This is a genomic window from Candidatus Bandiella numerosa (genome assembly GCF_029981845.1).
GTDB lineage: Bacteria > Pseudomonadota > Alphaproteobacteria > Rickettsiales > Midichloriaceae > Aquirickettsia > Aquirickettsia numerosa.
On record NZ_CP104164.1, the window covers coordinates 236,464 to 261,025 of the forward strand.

The window sequence follows — 24,562 nt, forward strand, 5'->3', positions numbered from 1 at the left end:
GTTAAATGGTAGGCATAAATAAGAAAGCAGAATTCCAGCAAGATTTAAATCGCAGTGAAAAGAATTTCAATTTGCTGTTAAATAGCAAGTATGATTCTGTTCTGAATTTCCCATTGCTAAATCAAATATTCGATTTTTTACAGCGCAACCTTTCTAAAGTCTTAAAAGATTTTTTAAATTGTGATACAGGCGTTGAGTTTAGCGAAAACCAAAATGTTGAATTTGAGACAGCCACTGGCTCTATTCAATACCCCTCAATGATTGGAGTTATAGAAGTTGAAACCAGTGATAATTTTCATAAATCACTAATAATTTTTGAAAACCAATTCATTTATACAATATTAGATATTTTACTAGGTGGAGGTGATTATAATTTTAAACTAAAGGTACAAGCACGACCATTTACACAAATTGAAAAAGGAGTGATAGAGGATTTTACCAAAATCATATTAAGTTCAATAAATCACTCTTTTGGTAAGGTTTGTAATCTACAATTTAAATTTAAGAGACTAGAAAGTGGTCCGAATTCAATTTTAATAGCAAGTCCAAAAGAATACTGTAAACTTCTTACGATGAGGATTAAACCTTTGAACAAAGATGTAGGATTTGTGAGATTATTAATACCCTGTTCAACGTTAAGTCCATACAAAGCTGAATTATCTAAAATTTCTCTAAAGGGAAAGGACCTAAAGGAGAAGGAGAAGTGGTTTCAATATTTTGAAAATGTGATTAATAATTCTAAATTGAATGTTAAGGTGCAACATACAGAAAAGGTGCATCGCATGAAGGACTTATCAAATATTGGTGTTGGTAGCACAATAATCTTAAATAGAGTTAACAATGAAAATTGGGATTTAGTTGTAAATGATTTGAAGGTTTCTGATTGTAAATTAGGTCAGATTAATAATAGAATAGCAATTGAAGTACTTGATCAGATTGATGCTTCTAAATTCTTAGATTAAATATATGGAATTGATTTTAAATAGTGTTGTATTAATTGTACTCTGCTTGGCTATTGCTTATTGTTGGAAGTTAAATAGTAAGATTCAGGATTTACAGAATAGTAGAGGTGACATTAAAAATTTAATAAAGAGCTTAGATTCATCTATCACCAGCGCCAATCATAATATTGCTGAACTTAAAAACTTAACGGGTACGACTATTACTGAAATGTCTGGCTATATTAAACAATCTGAGGAATTATCTGGTGATCTTAGTTTTTTGATAGAAAGAGCTAGTAATTTAGCAGATGAGCTTGAGTTAAGTACAAATAAGGTATCTGCGTTAAATAAAAAAACATCTACTAGCAAGAGCTCCGGTTCCAAAACCCCTAGAAGTAAAGGCACCATTATTAGAAAAAAGAATTTAGAAAAATCATAACGTATAATGCTTAGATTATTACCATATTTACTTGTATTACTAGTTTGTCTGTTTTTTTCAAAACTTATGAATGTCATGGAGGAATATGTGGGTATTTTAAATATTCAAGAATCTAAAGCCCAACTCCCTAAACCAGATTTAAAAAAGGAAGAGCCAGATAATAGCGTAGAAGACAGCGTTGGAAATTTGAAAGGACCTAATATACCTAGTGTACCTCTAGATACTACAGATAATTTTCAGCTAAGCTCTGAAAAACAATTATTACAGCAATTAAGACAAAGAAGAAAGGAGATAGAAAGTTATAAAGATAAATTACCTGCAGAAAAAATGGCTTTAGAGTCGATAAAACAATATATCGATAACAGATTAAATATGCTTGAAAACGTTCAAAATCAATTAAGACCACAATTGCATAATAATAATCAAAACGACGATAAAAAAATTCAAAAATTAGTTAAAGTATACGAAAGTATGAAGCCTAAAGAAGCCGCTAAGATTTTCAATGACTTACAGATTGGTGTATTGGTAGAGCTGGCTTTAAACATGAAAGAATCAAGGCTTACTGCAATACTTTCTGAAATGACACCTGAAAAGGCCAGAGAACTAACGTCCATTTTAGCAACTCAAAGTGATATGGGGGAATTTTAATATCCAGCTCCACATAATTTATTATTAGCATAATGAATATATGGCTGGGAATTAATCTTGTATTAAAATGCAAACTATATTAGAATACCACTTTAGTTATATTCATTGGTAAATTATCGATATGAATGATAAATCAAAATTAGTTATAAACTATCCGGCATTGTTTGTGATTGTTGTATATCCAATTGTTTTGAGCATTATTGCAATGCTTTATGGATATAAATATGGAATAGGTAAGTTTGAAATAATATCTATCATTGCTACTTACTATATAGTTAATATATCAGTTGGTGTCGGGTTACATAGATTATGGTCGCATACGGCATTTAAAACTAAAAAATGGGTAGAAATTATTTTGGCATGCTTAACTGCTGGCACTCTACAAGGCCCTATATTAGCTTGGGCTTCAGATCATATGTTGCACCATAAATATACTGATAAAGAAAGTGACCCTCATTCAGCACTTAAGTATAAAAATAAATTCATAGGTTTTATGTGGTCTCATATAGGTTGGATGATTTTTTCAGACGTAAAGCATAAAAAAATTGATAAGATGGCTCTTGCAAAATTAGGCAGAAATAAAGTAGTTTTATGGCAGTTTAGGCACTACTGGAAAATAGCAATATTTATGAATACGATATTACCAATGGTGATTGGTTATTTAATTGGAGGTAATTTAAGATATGCACTAGGTGCTTTTATCTTCATAGGAATAGGTAGAGCTATACAGCAACAAGCAACTTTCTGTGTGAATTCAGTAGTGCATATGAACATTGGCTCAAAAGAATATTATTATGGCACTGCGCGAGATATATGGTGGTTATTCTTTTTATTATTAGGTGAAAATTGGCATAACTTCCATCATGCTTTTGCAAATGATTATAGAAATGGTCATAAATGGTATCATTTGGATATTCATAAGTGGGTTATAGCATTGATGGCTAAAGTAGGGCTTGCTAGTGATTTAATTGTGACATCAAAATTGAGAGTTGAATCGATCAAAGAGCAAGTGAGAAAAAAGACGATTGATAGTTTGCAAGAAAAGGTGGATTTGATTGAAAAAGCTAGCAGGTATATTCATGAAGTTGCTATAACTAAATTAAAAGTAGCTGAAAAATCGGCTTTAAAATTAGCAAACGATATACATGAAAATTTAGATAATGTAATTATAAAAGCAAAAGGTATAATAAAATTTGCTCAAGATTTAAGGCTAAAAGATAATATAGAAGAGAATTTGATAATAGCTTTATCTTTTAAGTACAATGAATTAAAAAAAGCTGCGCAAAAATTAGAAATACAAGTTGCGCCTTTTTAAGTGTATATTTCATAAATTCGGGGCATAGCGCAGTCTGGTAGCGCACCTGGTTTGGGACCAGGGGGTCGGGAGTTCAAATCTCTCTGCCCCGACCATATATTGTTTTAACTACTTTTGATGATTAAAAAAAAACCAAAATCTTCATTTATTTACTATATAGCTTCTACATATCTTTTTGCTTTAATAATAATTATATTTCTACAATATAGTGTCTGTTTAGAACAAATAACTCGCCATCAATTTAATGAAATATCGCAATATATCAGACATAAGCTATCTTTTGCAAAAAATTATAGTTATGCCAGTTTTAAACTCCTTGAATATATTGATACAATTAATATAGCTGATAAAAATCTAAAGTACGGATTAGAGATTAATAATGTTAAGAAAATATATTTTTTGGGAAAAATTTATAGTTATAACAATAAAAACCAGACTATTGCCTTTTATGGAAATAATGATGAAAATTTATCTATTAAAGATTTGAATGTTAATCCAACAATTTTAAAATGCCTGGATCACAAAGAAAAATTGAATTTTGGCCAGATTTATTTGGCTGATAGAAAAGCGAATAATTTCACTATAGTTGCATGTTATGCTAGTAATAAAAATCAACAGATTTATTTAAGGTTAATTGATTTTGATGAGCTGTTTAAAAAAGTTAGCATGATATTTAATTTTTCCAACAATTATGATGTTATGATTATTAATAGATATGAGCAGGCGCTGTATACAAGTCATAATAAACATATAAATAATCTAGATTTAAACAATATAACTTCCTTAAAAAAAGGTTTAGCTAAAATAATGAGGTATAACACCAAATTCTATAGCGATACTCAGGGATTTAATTTCAAAAACTATTATAGCTTAACAACTTTTAGGGATAATAATTTTAAGATTTTTATAAAACAAATGGCTCTCTCAGAAGAACAAGAATTTTATAAATTTTTAATATTTCATAAGTATACACTAGTAGCCGAATTTTTAATATTTTTAACGCTACTTTTATTGACTATAAAATATACATTCCCACTTTATAGAGTTGCCTATTCTATGAAAAAAATACTAGACCTTAGCAATATAGATAACATATCTAACAAAACTGATATTTGGAAATTATCTATTTTCAGTATTATAAAATTATTTAAATCTTGCTATTTAAAACTAAGATTTGAGTATAAAATTGTTGATTTAAAGTACGTTTTTATGGAAAAACTCTTAAAAAACTTAATTAGCAATCATATGGAAAATAATAGATATCTACTACACAATTTCAATACCCCACTTCACCAAATAAAGTTGTCACTTCAAGCCCTAAAAGATGCCAAGGCAGATATTAACAAAGTAGATAAAATAAGTATGATCGAGAATGCATTAAAGCATTTGGAATCAGGTTTTTCTGCTAATAAGGTATCTCCATATAGGATTGAACTTGATCAAGCTTACATAGATATCAAAGGCATTATTAACTCTTCGCTGGATTTAATTTTTAACCCTGATATATATAAAAAATTATCAGTGAAAAAAAATTACACTAATAATAATGTATTGGTTCTTGCAGATGAAGTATGTTTGGAAACAATAGTTATTTTATTGCTAAGTAGCTCTAAAAATTTGATCAGCAATGTAGATAATGTAACAGTAGATATACAAACAATTTTAACTGGACTCGAAGTGTCTATAAAATTAAGCGGTAAAAAAATTAACAAAAGCAATATAGAAAAATTTATAAATTGTATAGATAATAAATTAAACTTAAATTATATAGGAGAATATGACACTGAAATTTTAATCGTGAACTATTTGATCCATTTACTAAGATTTAACATAATATTAGAAACCGATAATAAGGAGTCAATCAAATATGATATTATTATCCCCAATATAAAGCTAAAAAGCTAAATTTTTTAAGTTATTTATATATGCAAAATTATGGTTACTCTTACAACAGTATTTTACATATAATAAATGAGAGCATGAATAAGAATAGATTGTTTCATGCATGTATGATACATGGTGGCTATGGGATAAGAAAAACCTATTTATCTAACGAAATAGCAAAGCAAATTATAAGTTATAGAAATGAAAATAACCACACTACTAAAGAAAGTTATTTACAATCTCCTGATTTATACATTATTTCCAAGAATTCTCCAATAATTACAGTTGATGATATCAGGGAAGTTAAAAATTGGATAAAGCACACTACAATGAAATCAAAATACAAAGTTGTGGTAATAAATGACGTTGACAGAATGAATAAAAATGCAAGCAATGCATTCCTAAAAGTTTTAGAAGAGCCTATTGGTAATGCAATATTTATACTAAATACTTCGTCTATTAGAACAATTTCAGATACCTTAAGCTCAAGATGTATAAAAATAAGATTGAACACACCTACTTTGGAAGATTTTACAAAAATTTTGTGCGAATTGCATTGTTTAAAGCCCAATGTTAGCTTCGAAACAGTATATTGTTTATGTAAAGGCGACATTAATCTAGCTATAAAACTTATTGAGCAAAAATATTTAGACTCACTCATTAAACTGTTTGATAACGATATTTATGATGAAGCCCTAAATATTGTTGCAGCACTAGATCTGGAAAATGAAATGGATTTTAGAGTTTTTCACTGCTTTATAGATGCAATAGCCTCCAAGTTGATAGGAAAGGGATTTAGCAAATATGAATTATTAAAAAAGAATTATAAGTTGCTCACAAATCTGGAGAAGCTACAAAATATTGTTACTAACCTGGATAATCTAAACAAAAAGTACTCTCAAGAAATTATAATTAATATCCTAAAAGAATGTTTTTAAAGCTAACCAGAAATTTAATTATAACTGCGATTTCTCTTATAACTTTACTGTTTGATCAGGCAAGTAAGCAAATAATCTTAAACTATTTAATTTCAAATAAAATTTACGTATGTAAAATTACCAACTTTTTAAATTTTGTTGAAATTTGGAATAAGGGGATTAGCTTTGGAATTTTCAGTGAATATAATTTATCACCAATACTATTTATTTGCTTATCATCTATTATATTATTTTTGATGTTGTATTTAATGACGAATATAAATCCTATCATCCAAGGGATGATTATAGGAGGTGCAATAGGGAATTTAGTGGATAGAGTGATCTTTGGCAAGGTCTTTGATTTTATTGATTTTCATATATTAGATTGGCATTATCCAGCTTTTAATCTGGCAGATAGCTTTATCGTAATTAGCGTAATGTTAATTTTGATTAGTGAGCTTAGAAGCTATATATTAAAAAATGATAATAACAGCTAATGATACGCTTTAATTATCTTCTTCTATGGAAATTTTAATTACGTAACTTGATAGTAATATAAATAACGGCGTAGTTAGCAAAAATATACTTATTAATAATAAAGAGTAAAATTGGTAATTTGAAATATAACATAATGAGCTTATAATGATTGTTGGGATGTTTATAAACACAGAAATCAATATCTGAGATATTCTTTTTTTAAAGCTTAAAAGAAAAGATGATGACATAAGGGCATTAATAGTAATGTTAAATACTATCAGTAGCTTCACCAACAATAAATACGCAATGTTATCTGCCCTATGACTATAAATGAAAAAATCCATGATTATCATTGCAGGCACATATAGTAACCCATACATTACAAAAGAGGCAATAACTTTAGCTAACAAAAAAAATTCAAGTATTACACCTGTTAGTAAAAATTGTTCGAATAATCCCTTCTTATAGTCCTCTACAATAATTAAATCTGAAGATAATGTTATTGAATAAATAATAAATAATATTTCAATTATTTTAAATGTTTCGGCACTAATACTACTTCCTTGTAAAAATCTCAAAATGGCAATAGAAGAAAGAAACAAAAAAATGCTGATAATAATGAAGGCTTTATTTTTAATAAAAATACTCCATTGCCTGAATAAAATTGCCAAAAAAACCTTATATATGGTTAATGCATTTAGCCCAACATTTTTATTCATTGCAAAAGTCCTCTAAATTTATTTCAGAAGAATTTTCTACTTTTATATTTTGATCATGATTAGCAATTATTACAATTCCCTTTTGCATGCACCTAGCCTTAATTAAATTGGTCAATATGTTTTTGCCCTGGCTATCTAAACTGTTATATGGTTCATCAAGCAACCAAATTTTTGCATTACATAATAATAATCTTGCTAATAGCAGTCTTTGTTTATAGCCTTGAGACAATTTATAAACCTCAAAATTAACATATGGTTCTAGAGAAAATGTTCTTATTGCAGCCAATATATTGATTTCCTGATCATATAGCTTACCCCAAAATTCAAGATTTTTCAGTACTGTCTGATCCTCATCTAATATATCCGCTTTTCCTACATAAAAAAGTAACTCGTAAAATTCTTTTAGGGACAGCTTCACGTTTATAGAGTTATAAAAAATATCTCCAGTATTTTTAGGTATTAGATTAGCAATTACCTTGAGCAAGCTTGTTTTTCCGATTCCGTTTCTTCCCTTTATGATTAAAACTGAGCCATTAAAAATGGTAAATCCTAAGTTCGAGAAAAGTAATTTATTATTTTTACTAACTGCAATATTGCTACAAGTTAACATGTTTAGCTAATTGCAGTATTAGATTTATATTGCTCATACAGCCTAGAATATTCTCCTGCATTTAAAATCAGCTCGTTATGACAACCAGATTCATCAATTTTCCCATCTGACAATACAAATATATTATCAGCAGTCTCTATTGTTGAGAGTCTATGAGCGATGACAATAGTAGTTTTGCCTTTTTTTAAATAATCAAGCGCCATCTGGACCTTTTTTTCTGAAATTGAATCAAGAGCACTTGTTGCTTCATCAAGTAACAAAATAGGAGCATTTTTTAACACAGCTCTTGCTATTGCAAGCCTTTGCTTTTGTCCACCTGAAAGTTTAACTCCATTTTGCCCAATATGCGTATTATACTGATTAGGTAATTCCATTATAAATTCATGAGCTGCAGCAACCATTGAGGCATCTAAAATTTCCTCATCTGAAGCATCTAGCTTCCCATACCTTATATTTTCCATAATAGTATCATCGAAGAGATTAATATCTTGACTTACGAAGGCTATATTTTTTCTTAAAACATCTAATTTTATATCCTTTATGTTTACCTCACCTATGAAAATATCTCCAAAATCCACATCATATAATCTTTGTAATAAATTTAAAACAGTAGTTTTACCAACTCCAGAACCACCAACTAATGCAACAGTCTGACCTTGTTTAATATCAATATTAATACCATTTAAAATATTTTGATTATCCTTGTAAGAAAAAAATACATTCTTAAATTTCATATCAAATTGATTTAACTTTGTAACAGTTTGATTTTCCTCAATTTTTACCTCTGGCTCTACATCAAGCATTAAGAATACTCTTTTTGAGGCAGTCAAACCTTCTTGCATTATAGTATTAAGTTTTGATAGAGACTTTAAAGGTTTATATGCTAAAAGCAATGCCGCAATAAATGACACAAATGCACCTGAAGTAGTTTCACCTTTTATAGCCTGCAATCCTCCATAAAAAATAACTGATGCTACTGCTAAACCACCGAGAATTTCCATTATCGGTGACGATGCCGATTCAACATATGCTGCTTTTTTATAAATTGATAAAAATTTATCAATAATTGCCTTAGCTCTACTAATTTCATAATCCTCTCTACAATAGGATTTGATGACCTTAATATTTTGAAACGTTTCATCTAGTCTTACCGTAAAATCTCCAAGTTTTTCTTGCATGTTTTTTGAAATTTTTCGCATCCTTTTCCCCAATTTAACAACAGGATAAAAAGCTAGAGGAAATATTACAATAATCACTAAGGTCAAGCTAAAACTTTGATAAAACATCAAGCCAACTAAACCAATTAGAGTAAAAAATTCTTTTATTACTCCTGTAAATATTTCTGAAGTAGTATTTTTGAGCACATTAATATCATTAGTAAATCTGGAAATAAGATTACCCGATGGATATTTAGTTAAAAATTTTAGATCTGCATGAATCAGATGTTCATATAGTTCCATTTGAATGTTGGAAACTATCTGTTGCCCAGCCCGTTTCATGATAACAGATTCATAAAATGATGCTATCCCATTAATTATAGAGTTAGCAACTATTGCAAGAGGAATAATGTAAAGCATACTATAATTTTTATCCACAAATATATAATCTAGTGCTGGTTGAATAATCCAAGCGCTCACTGCGGTTGTGCATGCAGTGATTATCATGCACAACAATGCTAAACTTAATTTTCGCTTTAATGGACGTATATAATTGTCAAACAATCTTTTAATAAGATACCAACTACTATCGTACTTATTTTTTATATTATTTTCCACTTTACGACTTTATTTTTAACCACATTTTTTTCAGAATTGAGATATCTTTTTTAACTTGTTTATTATCTTCGTGCATTTTGCTTCCTGGTTTTTTCCTCCTATTAAAATTCTCCTTATTATACCTTTTAAATCCTCTTTTATTCTCAGTGTTATTCTTGATTTTGTTTTCTAAAGCGCCTTTATCTTCAGATGTATTAAGATGCATCTCATTACCATTTTCTGATTTTGTATCGTCTTGCTCGTTAGCTGCAAAATTCTCTGGCATTACATATCTCCTATTTTTTAATGCAGGTACATTAGAAAATTTATGCAGAACAATTTTATAATCTTCTGCAGATATTATATCATCAATATGTAAATTAATCTGCATATCATAAGCCTTTTCTATGGCACTTAATTCGCTCTTAAAGTGATTCATCAAATATACAATGACATCAGTAGTAGCCATCACATTTGCCACTTGTGCTTTTTTCTTACAAAGTAGAAACTTAAGCTTACCAATTAATAACGTAGCTATTGCACTATTCATAGTCACTTTCCCCTTTCCTGAGCAAGTTGGACATACTTTAGAATTTGCCTCAATAAAGCTTCTTCCAATTCTTTGCCTAGACATTTCCAATAGACCAAATTCACTAATTCTGCCTATTTGCACCTTCACTTTATCCTGCCAAAATGCCTTTTTTAATTGCCTCTCCACTAGCTTTTTATTTTGCAAATCAAGCATATCGATAAAATCTATTACTATCAATCCTGATAATCCTCTGAATTTAACTTGCTTAGCTATTTCTAGCGTTGCTTCTAGATTAATGTTCAAAGCAGTATTTTCTATACTATATTCTTCTGTATAAGTGCCTGAATTAACATCAATCGATATAAGTGCCTCAGTGGTATTTATCACCAAATACCCCCCTGATTTTAACTTCACTGTATTAGAATAAAGCTCGTGCAATTGCTCCTCTATATTATGCTCGTATAATATTGGAGATGCGCTTGTGTATTCTTCTAATTTTTGAGTATTTCTTGGAATAAAGATATTTAAAAATTCTTTTACTTTTTCATATGCATCACTGCCCGAAACTATGATTTTTTCAACTTCACTCGTATAATGCTCTTTTACTCCATTAATAAGCAAATCTCCCTCCTCATATACTAACGATGGGGCATAAGAAGAAACTGCAGAACTTTTTATTTTTTCCCAAGTTCTATTTAAATATTGAAAATCTCTTTTAATTTCCGCCTTCGTCCTATATGCAGAGGCAGTTCTGAGTATTAAACTTGATTCCGTATGATTTTCTAATAATTCCTCAGAAATAGATTTTAATCTTTCTCTTTCTTCAGTATCATCTAGTTTTCTGGAAATACCTAGGTTATTTTTGAATGAATTAGGGGAAAATACACAATATCTACCAGACAATGAAATATAAGTAGTTAAAAATGCTCCTTTATTGCCTCTCTCCTCTTTCTCAACCTGCACTAAAATTATCTGATCTTTTTTTATTACTTCTTGTATTTTATAGCTATTGTAAAGCTCATTATTGAATAAGTTTTTTACAGTCTTGTTGCTCGATTCAAAAGATTGTGAAATATCATCATCTGCTACTTCAGCATCTTTTATCTTATTAAGTAATTGCTCTTTATCAGCAACTGGTATTTGATAATACTTAGGGTGGATCATTTCGAAGGATAAAAACCCTTTTCTATCGCTCCCATAATCTATAAATGCTGCTTGCAAAGATGGCTCTATTCTATTTACCTTACCTAAATAAATATTACCCTTAATTAGTTTTTTACGGGAATTTTGATAAAAAAATTCTTCTAATTTTCCCTTATCATCTAATAAAACAAATTTTGTCTCTTCTGGGTAAAACGCATCAATTAATATTTTTTTTGACATTATATTTCTCCTTGTAATTTTTACTGTACTTTATGACTAACTATATTCACAAATCGCCAAATGACACTTATAGACTATTATTGGCCTATAACCCTATGCCTTTATCAATCATAAATTCTGCACGCCCATTTAGTGACCTGCATGATTTTATCGTATAGATTATAATGAAATTAGAAAAAAATGATAGCTTAAATATAGCATAGAAGATTTTGCATGATTTTTACGTAGCAATTAAGCAAGGATTTTGCCAGATTTATAGCTATTCAAATATGTTTAATATTTTGTATATGATAAAAGATAATCACCGCAACACCAACAAAAAAAGCTTCTATAAGTATCACTTAAAATACAGTTTAATAAATAATGAAAAGCCAAAATTTATATCCTAACTTTAATTATATATAAATTTTTTCATAATGAATCCAGAAATTTTTGAATATTTCCTTAAGCTTATTCATTGCTACTTTTACATCTTCTTCTTGTTCAAATATACCAAAACATGTTGAGCCAGAACCACTCATTCTACCTACCAGGCAATTATTTTGTTTTTTTATTATCTTCAATAACTCACCTATAAGTGGATGCTTTTGTATAGCATATTTTTCTAAATCATTTTTACCATGAAAAATTTCATAAATAATATCATCCTTATTACACGAAATTTTTGGAGTAAAATCACCTTTAACACATGAATAAATCTCTTTTGTCTCCACTGCCAAGCCAGGGTTTATTAATAAAATAAATAACTTCTTATTTATATTTATTGGGGTGATCTTATCCCCTATTCCTTCAATAAATGCATTTTTACCATAATAAAAAAAAGGCACATCCGCCCCAATATTATGCGCTACCTCACTTATCTGTTTAGCAGTTAATTCTGGAAAATTCCATATTTTTGACATTAAATTTAGTATAACAGCAGCATTTGATGAACCACCACCTAGGCCAGCAGCTATTGGAATATTTTTTTTTATATGTATTTTTGCAAATTTTAAAGAATCATTAATAGTATTAATGTAGTTTAATACTTTTATAACTATGTTATTTTCTATTAATTTACAATTTTCAAATGAGCAAGAAGATATATCAACAGATGAATCAATGGTGATAAAATCTGACAAACTCAACAGCACAAAGTAGCTTTGTATATTATGGTATCCATTTGCATTTCTATCAATCACATTTAAAAATAAATTAACCTTTGCATGCGATCTTGCAGTATAAATCACTTAGACTATTCTTGTTTTTTACTCGGACTATAAGTATTCATCTGCTTAAAAAATTCATCATTATTTTTTGAATATTTCATTTTATTGATTAAAAATTCTATAGCTTCAGTTGTATTCATAGGGTTAAGTATTTTTCTAATCACCCAAGCTTTAGCTAAATTAGCTTTATCAATCAATAATTCTTCCTTCCTAGTACCAGATTTTGCTATATCTATAGCTGGAAAAACCCGTTTATCTGCAATTTTTCTATCTAGTACGATTTCTGCATTTCCTGTACCTTTGAATTCTTCAAAAATTACTTCATCCATCCTAGAACCAGTTTCTACCAATGCCGTTGCAATTATTGTAAGAGAACCTCCTTCTTCGATATTTCTTGCTGCTCCAAAAAATTTCTTCGGCCTTTGCAAAGCGTTTGAATCTACCCCTCCACTTAAAACTTTACCTGAGGACGGAGCAATGTCATTGTAAGCTCTAGCCAATCTAGTGATAGAATCCAGTAGCACTACTACATCTTTTTTTGATTCTACCAACCTTCTTGCTTTTTCTATTACTATCTCTGCCAATTGAACATGCCTATGAGATGGCTCATCAAAAGTAGAACTCACTACCTCTCCTTTTACAGATCTCAACATATCTGTTACCTCCTCGGGTCTTTCTCCTATTGAAAGTACAATTAGATAAATATCTGGGTAATTTTTTGCTATTGCATGCGCTATACTCTGCATCAGCACTGTTTTACCTGTTCTTGGAGGAGCGACAACTAATGCCCTTTGCCCCTTACCTAACGGTGACACGATATCTATCACCCTACCACTTAAAGTGCTTTTAGTGCCATCTAAAAATTCTAAAGCAATTTTTTCTTCGGGATAAAGTGGAGTTAAATCCTCAAATAAAACTCTATATTTGCTTCCTTCTGTAGATTGAAAATTAATTGTTTGCACATTGGTAATTGCGAAATATCTTTCCTCTTTTTTAGGAGCTCTCATTAGTCCTGTTACAGTGTCTCCTGTTCTTAAGCCAAACCTTCTAATTTGATTTGGCGAAATATATACATCATCTGAACACGGTATATAATTCGATTCTGGAGATCTTAAAAATCCGTAACCATCTGGTAAAATCTCTAGGACCCCTTCTCCCATAATTTTGCAACCTTTTTCTGCATATGCTTTTAAAATTGCAAATATCAAATCATGTTTATTAAAGTTATTAGGATTTTTTACTAAAAGTGATTCTGCTAATAAGATAAGCTCCTTAGGATTTTTAGTCTTAAAATCTTTTAATCTTAAAATTTCATCTTCTTCATTATTCACTTCCTGTTTTATATTTACTTCCTGTTTTACAGTATCATCTATTAAGTCATTATCCGTATTTTCTTTCGCTATTGAGCTAGCTTTATCAGTATTAATTCTTAACCTCATAGTTGTGTGTTTCTCTGCAATTTTAATTTCTTTATTAACTGCTTGTGCATTTTCCTCTACATCTTTTTTGCTTAAATCAATCGTATTGGTAGATACATCGTTTGTATTTCTATCTTGCATTTTGTTTTTTTATTGTTGATAAAATTTAAAATTAGAACAAAAATCTCGCTAAGCCCCAAGCTACACGAGAAATTCTCACTGTCATTGAATGCCCCCATGATAATTATATTTTCATTTCACGTCAACAGTTTAATGGCAAAATAAACGAATATTGGCTAAATTATGTAAATTTAATGGTGCCTCTGGCAGGATTTGAACCAGCACATCCGTAAAGGATAACAGATTTTGAGTCTGTCGCGTCTACCATTTCGCCACAGAGGCATACATGAACTTTAACAAGTTTTTTCAAACAGGTACAGATAATTTAATGCTCAGCCAAAAACTTTCTGTTTAAAAAACTTGTTATTAAAAATAGACATGCAGTAAACATTAGATAATACGCAGGAGCAATATAACCAATTTTCATAACTAAAAAAGTTGAGATTATTGGCGTTGTACCACCAAATAGTGCATTTCCCATATTCCAGCTCAAGGCAATACCTGAATATCTTAACTCCGGATTAAAAAACTTTATTGCAAATGGATAATACGGAGCAACAATACATGCTACTAAGATTCCTAACAGAAATATACTAGAGTAAATACCAGTTACATTATTGATATTGTTAATAATATTATTAAATATCGGCAATATTGAGATAATATATATAAAAATTACAGAATAGATATATTTTTTATACCCAATTCTATCTGCTAAGTAGCCAAATAATGGCAATGCAACAACCACTGTGGTTAAAGCAAACGCCACAATACATAACGAGTCATTTTTGGAGAGGCTAATTATTTCCGTAAAATATACATTAAAAAATCCTCTTAACATATAGGTACTTGATGTTGCAACACTGGCAAAAGACGCTATTATCAAAATATTTTGCCATTTTTCTTTCAAAACTACCATTATTGGAAATTTTGCGATCCTTCTTTTGAGTTTCATATCTTCAAATACTGGAGTTTCTGTAGTCCTTTTTCTCATATATAAACCTATAAGCCCCATCAATCCCCCCAATAAGAATCCATACCTCCATGTAAAATCATCAATTTTAATGAAATAATCTATGCTAATTCCAACTATTATTGCCAATAAAGTGCCCGCTATATTTGAAGCCATTATGATACTGCCTATCAAACCAACTTTTTTTTCTTCAAAATGCTCAATGATAAAAATCGCTGAGCCAGCTCCTTCTCCTCCAATACACAAACCTTGAAAGATTCGTATTATTGTAAGTAGAATGGGTGCAAATATACCAATTTGATCATATATTGGCATTATGCCGATACATAAAGTTGAAGCTCCCATACCTATGATTGATATGGTCAATGCCATTTTCCTACCAAAAATATCACCTATATGTCCAAAAACTACACCTCCTAACGGTCTCATAAAAAACCCAATGGCAAATATAGCGAATGAAAACATTAATTGTACATATTCACTGAAATTAGGAAAGAACAGTCTTCCTATAATCTCTGCAAAAACTGCATAAATGCCAAAATCATAATATTCAACAATGTTCCCTATTATTGCAGAGCTTATAATTCTTTTTTTACCCATCTAATACAAAATTTTTGCTTACTTATCTAAAGTGGATTATCTATACGCATCAAACAAAAGCAACTAAATATTTGCTTATTTAAAATTAGCAATGCCAAAAAATTTATCAACGCTTTTACGATACTTAAATTAAATTCATAACTCTATACTCTTGAAAAATCCAAAATAAATTTGGTATATTGACCTTCTACAGATTCACATTGAATTGAGCCTCCAATTTTCTCCATTGCATACCTACAAAAATATAAACCCATTCCTACTCCTCCCCTATGCCTTGAATAAAATTTATTAAATATGCTTTTAATCATGTTTTTCTTAATACCCTGTCCATAATCCGTAATATATAATACTCTTCTATTCCCGTTAATTCTTAATTTAACATCCCTACCATTGTGTATATATGCATTTTTTATTAAATTAATCATTACGTGTTTCACATAATTAAAATTTGATTTTACGCAAAAGTCTTCTATATCTATTTCTATATTTTTAACCTCTGGAAATGGAACTGAACATATTGTAATAGCTTTATCTATAGCACCCTTAATCGGAAATTCTTTTATAATCGCTTGATGATTCGATTCTGGCTCTCTAAAAGATATTGTATAATTCTCAATTAAATCTATACCATACTGCGAAGTTTCTCCAGAAATTTTAGTTATTTTTTTAAAGCTATCATAATCTCTATGATTTAAACAATATTGATAATGTTCATCCAAATTAATAACATCTGTTTTTCTTTTTTCCATATTAGCCAATATCTCATTTAAAATTTCCGACTGCAATTTTGCAAATGACAACGGTTCTCGTAACTCAAGCATCAGCATCTCAACAAAATTCTTTATAACTCCATCTTTGTCTATACCAACATTTTTTACACATTTAATTGTAAAAATATAAGGAAGAGCTGTAATCAAAAATAAAAGGCCTATGCAAAATATAATTGCAACCTCATTATAAAGTTTATTATCTATATGAAAAATGTTAAAAACAAAAAATACAATCCATGCTAGTGTAAAAAAAATGTTCAATAAGAATAACTTATAAACTGCTTTATCATATTTTAGGTCATTTATTCCTCTAATAATTAACCTTTTTATTACATAAATAAAATTCATATGACATACCTAGTGATAAAATCTATAGTTGTGTTATATTCTCACATATTTCTATCTATTTCAATTTTTATTTTAATAATATTTTTTCTTTCAATGTCGCTTTTAAATTGCTATAATGGCAATTGCTGCAAGGCTATAGTAATAAACTCTACTTGAAATAGATGTTTTGGACTCGGGGGCGGTACCCGACGTCTCCACCAATATTTTATGGGGACGAAATTAGTATCGACATGCATTAAAAGAAGTAGTTTTGCTCAGGGTGATTCCTGTAAAAGATCACTATTATAATTGCAAACACAAAGTTTGTACCTGCTAATGAAAATCAAGCTTTTGCACTAGCTGCATAAGGCTTAGTATTCATTAAACGCGGTTTGGGATTGCCGGGCAACAGAAAATCCCATATAGCTCAGGGTCAGATAGGTAGTGACAAGGAGTGATGAGCAAAGTGTAGTAGAACCTACATAAGCGAAGAATGACGATGTCAATGCATATCTAAATTATGCTAAACCTAAATTTTTAAATTTGTTATGTACAATAAAGCTAATATTTTTGCAAAAATTATAAAAAAAGAAGTACCTTGTAAAATGGTACATGAGGATGAACATACTTTAATTTTTCATGATATAAATCCATCTGCTCCAATCCATTTATTAGCGATTCCAAAAGGAGAGTTCAGTTCATTTGAGGATTTTGTACAAAAAGCATCTACAGATCAATTTCTATCTTTTTTTGCTTCTATCCAAATGATCACTGATAAACTCAAAATCAACAAATCTGGGTACAGATTAATAACAAATCATGGAAAAGACGCTATGCAAACTGTGGAGCATTTTCATATACATATCATTGCTGGCAAAGCTCTAGGCCCATTAATAACTGCTGATAAGCATCACGCAATAAAATGAAGGCTATTTCATTTAAGAAAAAGCTTAGATATACTATAGAGGCATTTTTCGCCTATTTATTTTACTTTTTTTTTAAATCCTTGAGTATAGAATCTTCATCAAAAATAGGCGCGATTATTGTTGGGTTCTTTAGTAAATTTATTAAAGAAAATAATATTGCCGCACAAAATATAAAAATGTGTTTGCCGCATTTAACAAAAGAACACCGAAAAAAAATACTCATTAATACCTGGAAGCATTTTGGTTCTGTAATAGGTGAAATACCACATTGGTATAAAATGCCTAAAAAAGAGTTTTTGGAAAGAGTAACTATTAAAGGCGAAAAAAACATGCCTCTCTCGAGGGCAATCATCGTTTCTGGGCATATTGGTAATTGGGAATTAATTAGTAGAATAGCAAAAGAATATAATATTAAGTTAAATTTAGTATACAGACCATCGAACAATCCTTACACCAATAATTTAATCAATAAAATAAGGGAGGTTTATAAAATTAACTTAATCCCAAAGGGGAATATAGGTGTAAAAAAAATAATTAATGCACTCAATAATAATGAAGTTGTAGGAATAATGATTGATCAGAGGATGGACGATGGCATCAGTGTGCCTTTTTTTAATAAACATGCTATGACTACCGCACTACCAGCTAATATTGCCTTAAAATACAAAGTGCCGATTATTGCTGTAAATATTATAAAAACAGGCTCTTCAAGATATACCGCTAATTTTTATGAGCCTCTAGAAATACAGGAATTAGACACAAAATATACAATCACAGAAAGAATAAACAAAATACTTGAAAGCTGGATAATTTCTTATCCAGCTCAATGGTTTTGGTTTCATAATAGGTGGAAATAATACAACTTAAAGTATATCTCCTTCTTATTATCCTATTATTATTAGATTCCTTTTTTATTTTTATCTAACATGGCATTTATAATATTGAACAATCTGATTATTTATATTACTTATAACTTAATCTAAATTTATTTAGGAGTAGGTTATATACGATATTGCAATTATAGGCGCTGGTCCTGTCGGTATCTTTAGTATATTTCAAGCAGGAATGCTGGGATTAAAGAGTTGCATAATTGATACGCTTGGCTTTTTAGGTGGTCAGTGTAATGCGCTTTATGCAGAAAAACCTATATATGACATTGCCGGATATCCATCAATAAGTGCAGAAAAGTTAATAGAGAATCTTATAAAACAAGCAGAACCTTTCAAAGCGCAATATTATTTAAATCAACAGTGTAACAGCATAACAAAAAAAGATGGATATTGGGAAATATCAACATCAAAAGGTTTGATAAAAGCGAAAACCATAATTATCGCTGCAGGAGGTGGAACTTTCGAGGTAAGAAAACCCCCTATTGAAAATATTCAGGATTTTGAGGACATTAGCGTCCTTTATCATATAAAAAATAAAAGTACATTTAAAAATAAAACTGTCACTATTGCAGGAGGAGGAGATTCTGCATTGGACTGGGCGGTTATATTAGCAAGTGGTATTGCAAAAAAAGTATATATAGTTCATAGAAGAAATAATTTCAAAGCAGCTCCTAAAACCGTTGAAGAAATAAATAGCCTGACAGAAAATGGTCATATAGAATTAATTACTCCATATCAACTTAGTAAATTAAAAGGAAAAGAAGGTGTGCTACATGAGATAGAAGTTAAAGACCTAGACAATAACATTAAGCTCCTAAAATCAGATTACTTACTTCCTTTTTTTGGAATGGCAATGAATATCGGCCCTATTAATTACTGGAATCTTTCAATAATTAATAAGCACATAGAAGTTAATCCTGAATCAATGCAAACCAATTTAAATGGAATTTATGCAATTGGAGATATATGCACTTATCCTGGTAAATTAAAATTAATATTAACTGGTTTTGCCGAGTCTGCAAGAGCATGTCATAGCGCATATAGCTATATTAATCCAAGTACTCCTTTGCACTTCGAACACTCTACTACCAAAGGATTGCCCAATAACATATGACATATATAATAAATGGAAAACTGATAGCTGAGGAGCTTCTTTCATCTATAAAAAAAGAAGTTAAGGATAAATTTGAAATTATTAAAATGCGTCCAAAAATTGCAACAGTATTAATTGGAAATAACTCTGCAAGTAAAGTGTACGTTAATGCTAAGTTAAAGGCTGCTGAAAATGTAGGTATAAATACAGAATTACTAACGTTTAACGAAGACATAAATAATAAAAAACTGTCTGAAATAATTACCACACTAAATGAGCGATCAGATATTACAGGCATATTAGTGCAATTACCATTGCCAAAACACTTAGATGAGCAAATTGTATTTGAAACTATTAATTATAAAAAAGATGTTGATGCTTTTGGTATTTACAATATAGGACTGTTAAATCACTGGAAATCACAAATTATGCCCTGTACTCCACAAGGCATATTGTTTATCCTAAAAAAATATCTCAAAGATTTATCTGGTAAAAAAGTAGTAATCATTGGTAGATCAATTATTGTGGGACGCCCATTGGCATCGATTTTAATAAGAGAAAATTGTACTGTTACAGTTGTACATTCTAAAACGATAAATATAAAAGAAGAATGTTCGTTAGCTGATATATTGATTGTAGCTACAGGTGTACCTAATTTAATAAAAGCAGATTGGGTCAAAAAAAACTCATTTGTAATTGACGTTGGGATTAGTAGAGTTAATAATAAAATTGTAGGTGATGTTGATTTTGAAAATGTTAAAAATTTTACATCCTTTATTACTCCAGTTCCTGGTGGCATTGGACCACTAACCGTTGCAAATTTACTACTTAATACTTTAAAGCTGTTTTTAATACAAAATAATTTATCTAGCGATGTTGCCTTTATTAAAAACCACAATTGATATAACAAAAAAATTTTTTTTATGTTTTTATAAATCTATTGAAGACACAATAGCGCATGATGGTATAGAACACGCTGGGTATTTATCATTCTTACTTATGCTCTCTATTTTTCCCTTCTTATTCTTTCTTATGGCAACTATGAAATTCATTATTCCCATAAATTTATTAGAACAAATAATATCCTCTCTTTCAGATAATACTGAAATTACATTTGATAATTTAATTTATTTTTTAAAGCCAAGAATTCATGAAATTACTAATGCTCCTCCAAATAGCTTGCTAACTCTTGCTGTATTTACTGCAATTTGGACTGCTTCTTCTATATTTGAAGCAATTAGAACAATTTTAAATAAAGCAAATAGAGTTATTCATCCTCCTTCTTATTTATTTCGGCGCTTTATTAGTATCGTAGAATTTATAGTGTTGATATTTTTAACTATTTTTATAATGTTCTCTTTTGGAATATTCCCTACTTTAAAATCATACTTATCTACCCTATTACATTTAAAAGACTCTCATTATTATCTTATTCTTGAACAAGAAACTAGATTGCTAAGAGATATTATTACTATTTTTTGTGGATTTTTTCTGATTTTATTTCTTTATTTCTTTCTACCTAATAAGAGACAAAATATTTTTAACAACATTCCTGGTACAATTTTAGTACTTCTTTTTTGGAATATATTTACTCGTTTATTTAAGTATTATTTATCTACTTTTTCCCAATTAAATGTAATTTATGGTAGTATTGTTGGTGTTATTATTGCGTTACTTTATTTTTATTTCTGTAGCATTATTTTTATCTTTGGCGCCGAATTTAATTATAACTTTTTTTATAATAAGAAACAAAATGGTTAAACACCTTGCCACTTTTATGTTAGTTATTTGTTAGTTTAATGTTAGTATTTTTTTTGTTAACTTTTATAAAATTTTATTAGTTAATATATTATATTTATTAATAATAACACATTATATATTAACATGCATATTCGCGACTTTTATTAGCTTTAAATGTTAATAAATGTTAAACTAACCAAACTAACAATACATATATAACTAATATAAAGTATTAATTGTAATATATGAAAAAATTATTAATAGAAGAAGTACGAAACAAAAAACCGAATTCTATTCCTATTTGGTTTATGAGACAGGCTGGTAGGTATCTTAAAGAATACAGAGAAGAAAAAGAAAAACATGAATCTTTTTTATCAATGTGCCTAAATAGTGATTCAATGAAAGAGATAACGCTTCAGCCACTTAGAAGATTCAATTTAGATGCGGCAATTATATTTTCAGATATATTGATAGTACCTTTTGCAATGGGATTAGAGTTAAACTTTATAAAAGGAGAAGGTCCAGTATTTTTAGAAAACTACGAAAAAAGAATTGCAAAGATACAAAAAGGAGTAGATACATCAAGTATTTACAAGAAGGTATATGAAGGAATAGAAAAAGTACGTAAGGAAATAGAAATAAATCATAAAGATAAGGCAATAATAGGTTTTGCAGGCTCTCCCTTTACAGTTGCATGCTATGTAATACAAGGAAGAGGATCAAGAGATTTTAACGAGGTAAGGAAATTATATTTTAATGAAAGAGAGAAATTTATAAAAGTAATAGAATTAATTACAGAAGAAACAAAAAGGTATTTAAAAGGACAGATTGATAGAGGAGTGGAGGTAGTTAAATTATTTGATTCATGGGCAGGAATATTAGCAGAGGAGGAATTCGAAGAGTTAGTTATAAGACCAACACGAAATATAGTGGAAGAATTAAGAGATTATAAAAAAGATATAATAATAAACACTTTTCCAAAAGGAGTAGGAGTAAAGTATGAAGATTTTGTCAAAAAAGTAGAAACAGATATAATAGCAATAGATCATACAGTTCCAATAGAATGGGCAAAGGAAAAATTGCAGAAAAGTGCAACAATACAGGGAAATTTAGATAATGTAATATTGACAACCAAATATCCAGATATGAAGAAAAAGGTGATAAAAATATTAGATACTTTTTCAAAGGGAAGGTTTATATTTAACATGGGGCATGGGATGTTACCAGAAAGTAGAGTGGAAAAAGTAGAAGAATTAATAAGTATTGTAAAAGAGTATGAAAGGAAAGGATAAAGAAAAAAATATAGAAACAAGACCACATAATATAGAAGCAGAGCAAAATCTACTAGGTTTATTGTTAAATAATAATGAAAATATGAATAAAATAGGAGATGTTCTTAGGGAAGAACATTTTTATTTACCACTACATGCAAAAATATATCAAGGAATAGGTAAATTAATGGATAAAGGATTAGTTTCTGATCCAATAACGATCAAAAATTATTTTGCCAAAGAAGAAATTTTTAAAGATGCACAAATAAATAGTTATGAGTATTTATTAAAACTGGTAGAGGAATCACAGTTAAGTACAGATATAAGGACGTTAGCAAGAAATATATATGATACTTATTTAAGAAGAAAAATAATAGATATAGGAGAAGAAGGTATATTAAAAGCAAAAGAAGAAAAAATAGAAGAAGGGGGGGAAAATATAATAGAAGCTATGGAGCACGAACTTTATACATTAGCAAGTAGTGGAAATTATGATAATAAAGTATATAGCTTAACAGATTCAATAAAAGGAGCATTAGTAAAAATTGAGAAGTTATTAAAAAGCAAAAGAGAAATAAGTGGAATAGAAACGGGCTATATAGACTTAAATAAATACACAGGAGGTTTTCAAAGTTCAGATTTAATAATAATAGCAGGAAGACCATCAATGGGAAAAACAGCTCTTGCAGTAAATATTATGATAAGGGCGGCAAAATATTTTGTTAAAGAATCTAAGGAACAAGATACAAAAAAGAAATCTATTTGTTTTTTTTCGTTAGAAATGTCAGCAGAGCAATTGGCATCTAGGATATTAGCAATAGAGACAAAAATAGACGGTTCTAAAATAAGAATAGGAAAAGTGAATAAAGGAGAATTTAAAAATTTATCAGAGCAGATTTCTATTCTTAATGAATTACCTATAATCATAGATGATACACCAGCTTTGACAATATCAGCAATTAGAACAAAGGCTAGAAGAATGAAAAGGCAACATAATATTGGATTGTTGGTGATAGATTATTTGCAATTAATAAATAGTACAGGAAGAAATAAGGAAAATAGAGTTCAAGAAATAGCAGAGATTTCGCAGGGACTAAAGGCAATAGCAAAAGAATTAGATATCCCGGTTATTACTGCTTCGCAATTATCAAGAGCGGTGGAATCAAGAGAGGATAAGAGACCACTTCTGTCAGACTTAAGAGAAAGTGGAAATATAGAACAAGATGCAGATATAGTAATGTTTATTTATAGAGAAGAATATTATTTAAGTAGAAAAATACCTTCAACAGATGAGAAAAAATTGATAGAATGGCAAGAAAAAATGGAGAAGGTAGAAAATATAGCAGAAATAATAATAGCAAAGCAAAGAAATGGACCGGTGGGAAATTTTCACTTGAGATATGATAATAAAACAACAGCATTTGATAATTTAGAAAATTGAGTAGGTGTTTATTTTACAATAAATGCACTCACACCTTGTTTTTAGCTAATTAGTATAATATAATCTCTCAGTGCACTAAAATTAGTGTATAGATGTTATCGGTTACTTCTTATTCTTGCGATTAAGAGATTATTGATAATGTTAAATTAATCAACATATTAAAGGT

The 24,562-nt window shown here is 29.3% G+C and carries 22 protein-coding genes, 2 tRNA genes and 1 other RNA gene; 16 read left to right on the forward strand and 9 right to left on the reverse strand.

From position 1 onward, the window contains the following. The first annotated feature begins 5 nt into the window (after positions 1–5). The 8 genes from N3Z17_RS01075 (at position 6) to lspA (ending at position 6,641) form a co-directional block, all read left to right on the forward strand. Positions 6–962, forward strand: a complete 957-nt coding sequence (locus N3Z17_RS01075; RefSeq protein WP_282472179.1) for a flagellar motor switch protein FliM — start codon at positions 6–8, stop codon at positions 960–962. 4 nt (positions 963–966) lie between these two features. Continuing rightward, positions 967–1,380, forward strand: a complete 414-nt coding sequence (locus tag N3Z17_RS01080; protein ID WP_282472180.1) for a DUF6468 domain-containing protein — start codon at positions 967–969, stop codon at positions 1,378–1,380. A gap of 6 nt (positions 1,381–1,386) precedes the next feature. Then, complete coding sequence (locus N3Z17_RS01085) at positions 1,387–2,028, forward strand: MotE family protein (protein WP_282472181.1); 642 nt, start codon at positions 1,387–1,389, stop codon at positions 2,026–2,028. 121 nt (positions 2,029–2,149) lie between these two features. Then, positions 2,150–3,343, forward strand: coding sequence for an acyl-CoA desaturase (locus N3Z17_RS01090; RefSeq protein ID WP_282472182.1), 1,194 nt, complete (start codon positions 2,150–2,152; stop codon positions 3,341–3,343). Between the two features lie 18 nt (positions 3,344–3,361). Then, positions 3,362–3,438: transfer RNA gene (locus tag N3Z17_RS01095), tRNA-Pro, on the forward strand. 22 nt (positions 3,439–3,460) lie between these two features. After that, the gene (locus N3Z17_RS01100; RefSeq protein WP_282472183.1) at positions 3,461–5,248 is read left to right on the forward strand and encodes a protein kinase family protein; all 1,788 of its coding nucleotides are present in this window, start codon (positions 3,461–3,463) and stop codon (positions 5,246–5,248) included. A 20-nt stretch (positions 5,249–5,268) separates the two neighbouring features. After that, positions 5,269–6,165, forward strand: a complete 897-nt coding sequence (locus N3Z17_RS01105; protein WP_282472184.1) for an AAA family ATPase — start codon at positions 5,269–5,271, stop codon at positions 6,163–6,165. Then, positions 6,156–6,641, forward strand: coding sequence for a signal peptidase II (lspA, locus tag N3Z17_RS01110; RefSeq protein ID WP_282472185.1), 486 nt, complete (start codon positions 6,156–6,158; stop codon positions 6,639–6,641). Before N3Z17_RS01105 ends, lspA begins: the two co-directional genes overlap by 10 nt. A 9-nt stretch (positions 6,642–6,650) precedes the next feature. Here lspA and N3Z17_RS01115 read toward each other — a convergent pair whose 3' ends face one another. From N3Z17_RS01115 to N3Z17_RS01155, 9 genes are all read right to left on the reverse strand, one after another. After that, positions 6,651–7,340: a hypothetical protein gene (locus N3Z17_RS01115; RefSeq protein WP_282472186.1), complete on the reverse strand. Its 690-nt coding sequence runs from the start codon at positions 7,338–7,340 to the stop codon at positions 6,651–6,653. Further along, positions 7,333–7,950: a heme ABC exporter ATP-binding protein CcmA gene (gene ccmA / locus N3Z17_RS01120; protein WP_282472187.1), complete on the reverse strand. Its 618-nt coding sequence runs from the start codon at positions 7,948–7,950 to the stop codon at positions 7,333–7,335. The genes N3Z17_RS01115 and ccmA overlap by 8 nt, the downstream gene beginning before the upstream one ends. A 2-nt stretch (positions 7,951–7,952) precedes the next feature. Next, positions 7,953–9,725, reverse strand: a complete 1,773-nt coding sequence (locus N3Z17_RS01125) for an ABC transporter ATP-binding protein (protein WP_282472188.1) — start codon at positions 9,723–9,725, stop codon at positions 7,953–7,955. A gap of 1 nt (position 9,726) precedes the next feature. Next, positions 9,727–11,619 carry an Rne/Rng family ribonuclease gene (locus tag N3Z17_RS01130; RefSeq protein ID WP_282472189.1) on the reverse strand — a complete coding sequence of 631 codons (1,893 nt, stop codon included), beginning with the start codon at positions 11,617–11,619 and terminating at the stop codon, positions 9,727–9,729. A 395-nt stretch (positions 11,620–12,014) separates the two neighbouring features. Next, positions 12,015–12,848: a 4-(cytidine 5'-diphospho)-2-C-methyl-D-erythritol kinase gene (locus N3Z17_RS01135; protein WP_282472190.1), complete on the reverse strand. Its 834-nt coding sequence runs from the start codon at positions 12,846–12,848 to the stop codon at positions 12,015–12,017. Between the two features lie 5 nt (positions 12,849–12,853). Further along, a complete protein-coding gene (gene rho, locus N3Z17_RS01140; RefSeq protein WP_282472616.1) occupies positions 12,854–14,266 on the reverse strand; it encodes a transcription termination factor Rho in 1,413 nt (470 codons plus the stop codon). Positions 14,267–14,560: 294 nt separating this feature from the next. Next, positions 14,561–14,647, reverse strand: a tRNA-Leu gene (locus N3Z17_RS01145). A gap of 43 nt (positions 14,648–14,690) precedes the next feature. Further along, positions 14,691–15,938 (reverse strand): MFS transporter, encoded by a 1,248-nt coding sequence (locus N3Z17_RS01150; protein ID WP_282472191.1) that lies wholly within the window; start codon positions 15,936–15,938, stop codon positions 14,691–14,693. Between the two features lie 143 nt (positions 15,939–16,081). Continuing rightward, on the reverse strand, positions 16,082–17,056 hold the full coding sequence (locus N3Z17_RS01155) for a sensor histidine kinase (protein ID WP_282472192.1): 975 nt from the start codon (positions 17,054–17,056) through the stop codon (positions 16,082–16,084). 84 nt (positions 17,057–17,140) lie between these two features. Here N3Z17_RS01155 and ssrA point away from each other — a divergent pair. The 8 genes from ssrA (at position 17,141) to N3Z17_RS01195 (ending at position 24,396) form a co-directional block, all read left to right on the forward strand. Further along, positions 17,141–17,458, forward strand: a transfer-messenger RNA (tmRNA) gene (gene ssrA, locus N3Z17_RS01160). A gap of 125 nt (positions 17,459–17,583) precedes the next feature. Beyond that, positions 17,584–17,961: an HIT domain-containing protein gene (locus tag N3Z17_RS01165; protein WP_282472193.1), complete on the forward strand. Its 378-nt coding sequence runs from the start codon at positions 17,584–17,586 to the stop codon at positions 17,959–17,961. After that, positions 17,958–18,818: a lysophospholipid acyltransferase family protein gene (locus N3Z17_RS01170; protein WP_282472194.1), complete on the forward strand. Its 861-nt coding sequence runs from the start codon at positions 17,958–17,960 to the stop codon at positions 18,816–18,818. Before N3Z17_RS01165 ends, N3Z17_RS01170 begins: the two co-directional genes overlap by 4 nt. Before the next feature lie 145 nt (positions 18,819–18,963). Then, positions 18,964–19,965: an NAD(P)/FAD-dependent oxidoreductase gene (locus N3Z17_RS01175; RefSeq protein ID WP_282472617.1), complete on the forward strand. Its 1,002-nt coding sequence runs from the start codon at positions 18,964–18,966 to the stop codon at positions 19,963–19,965. Next, positions 19,962–20,846, forward strand: a complete 885-nt coding sequence (locus N3Z17_RS01180; protein ID WP_282472195.1) for a bifunctional 5,10-methylenetetrahydrofolate dehydrogenase/5,10-methenyltetrahydrofolate cyclohydrolase — start codon at positions 19,962–19,964, stop codon at positions 20,844–20,846. The genes N3Z17_RS01175 and N3Z17_RS01180 overlap by 4 nt, the downstream gene beginning before the upstream one ends. Then, the gene (locus tag N3Z17_RS01185; protein WP_282472196.1) at positions 20,818–21,705 is read left to right on the forward strand and encodes a YihY/virulence factor BrkB family protein; all 888 of its coding nucleotides are present in this window, start codon (positions 20,818–20,820) and stop codon (positions 21,703–21,705) included. Before N3Z17_RS01180 ends, N3Z17_RS01185 begins: the two co-directional genes overlap by 29 nt. 224 nt (positions 21,706–21,929) lie before the next feature. Next, complete coding sequence (gene hemE, locus N3Z17_RS01190) at positions 21,930–22,976, forward strand: uroporphyrinogen decarboxylase (protein WP_282472197.1); 1,047 nt, start codon at positions 21,930–21,932, stop codon at positions 22,974–22,976. Continuing rightward, the gene (locus N3Z17_RS01195) at positions 22,960–24,396 is read left to right on the forward strand and encodes a replicative DNA helicase (RefSeq protein ID WP_282472198.1); all 1,437 of its coding nucleotides are present in this window, start codon (positions 22,960–22,962) and stop codon (positions 24,394–24,396) included. The genes hemE and N3Z17_RS01195 overlap by 17 nt, the downstream gene beginning before the upstream one ends. The last annotated feature ends 166 nt before the right edge of the window (positions 24,397–24,562 follow it).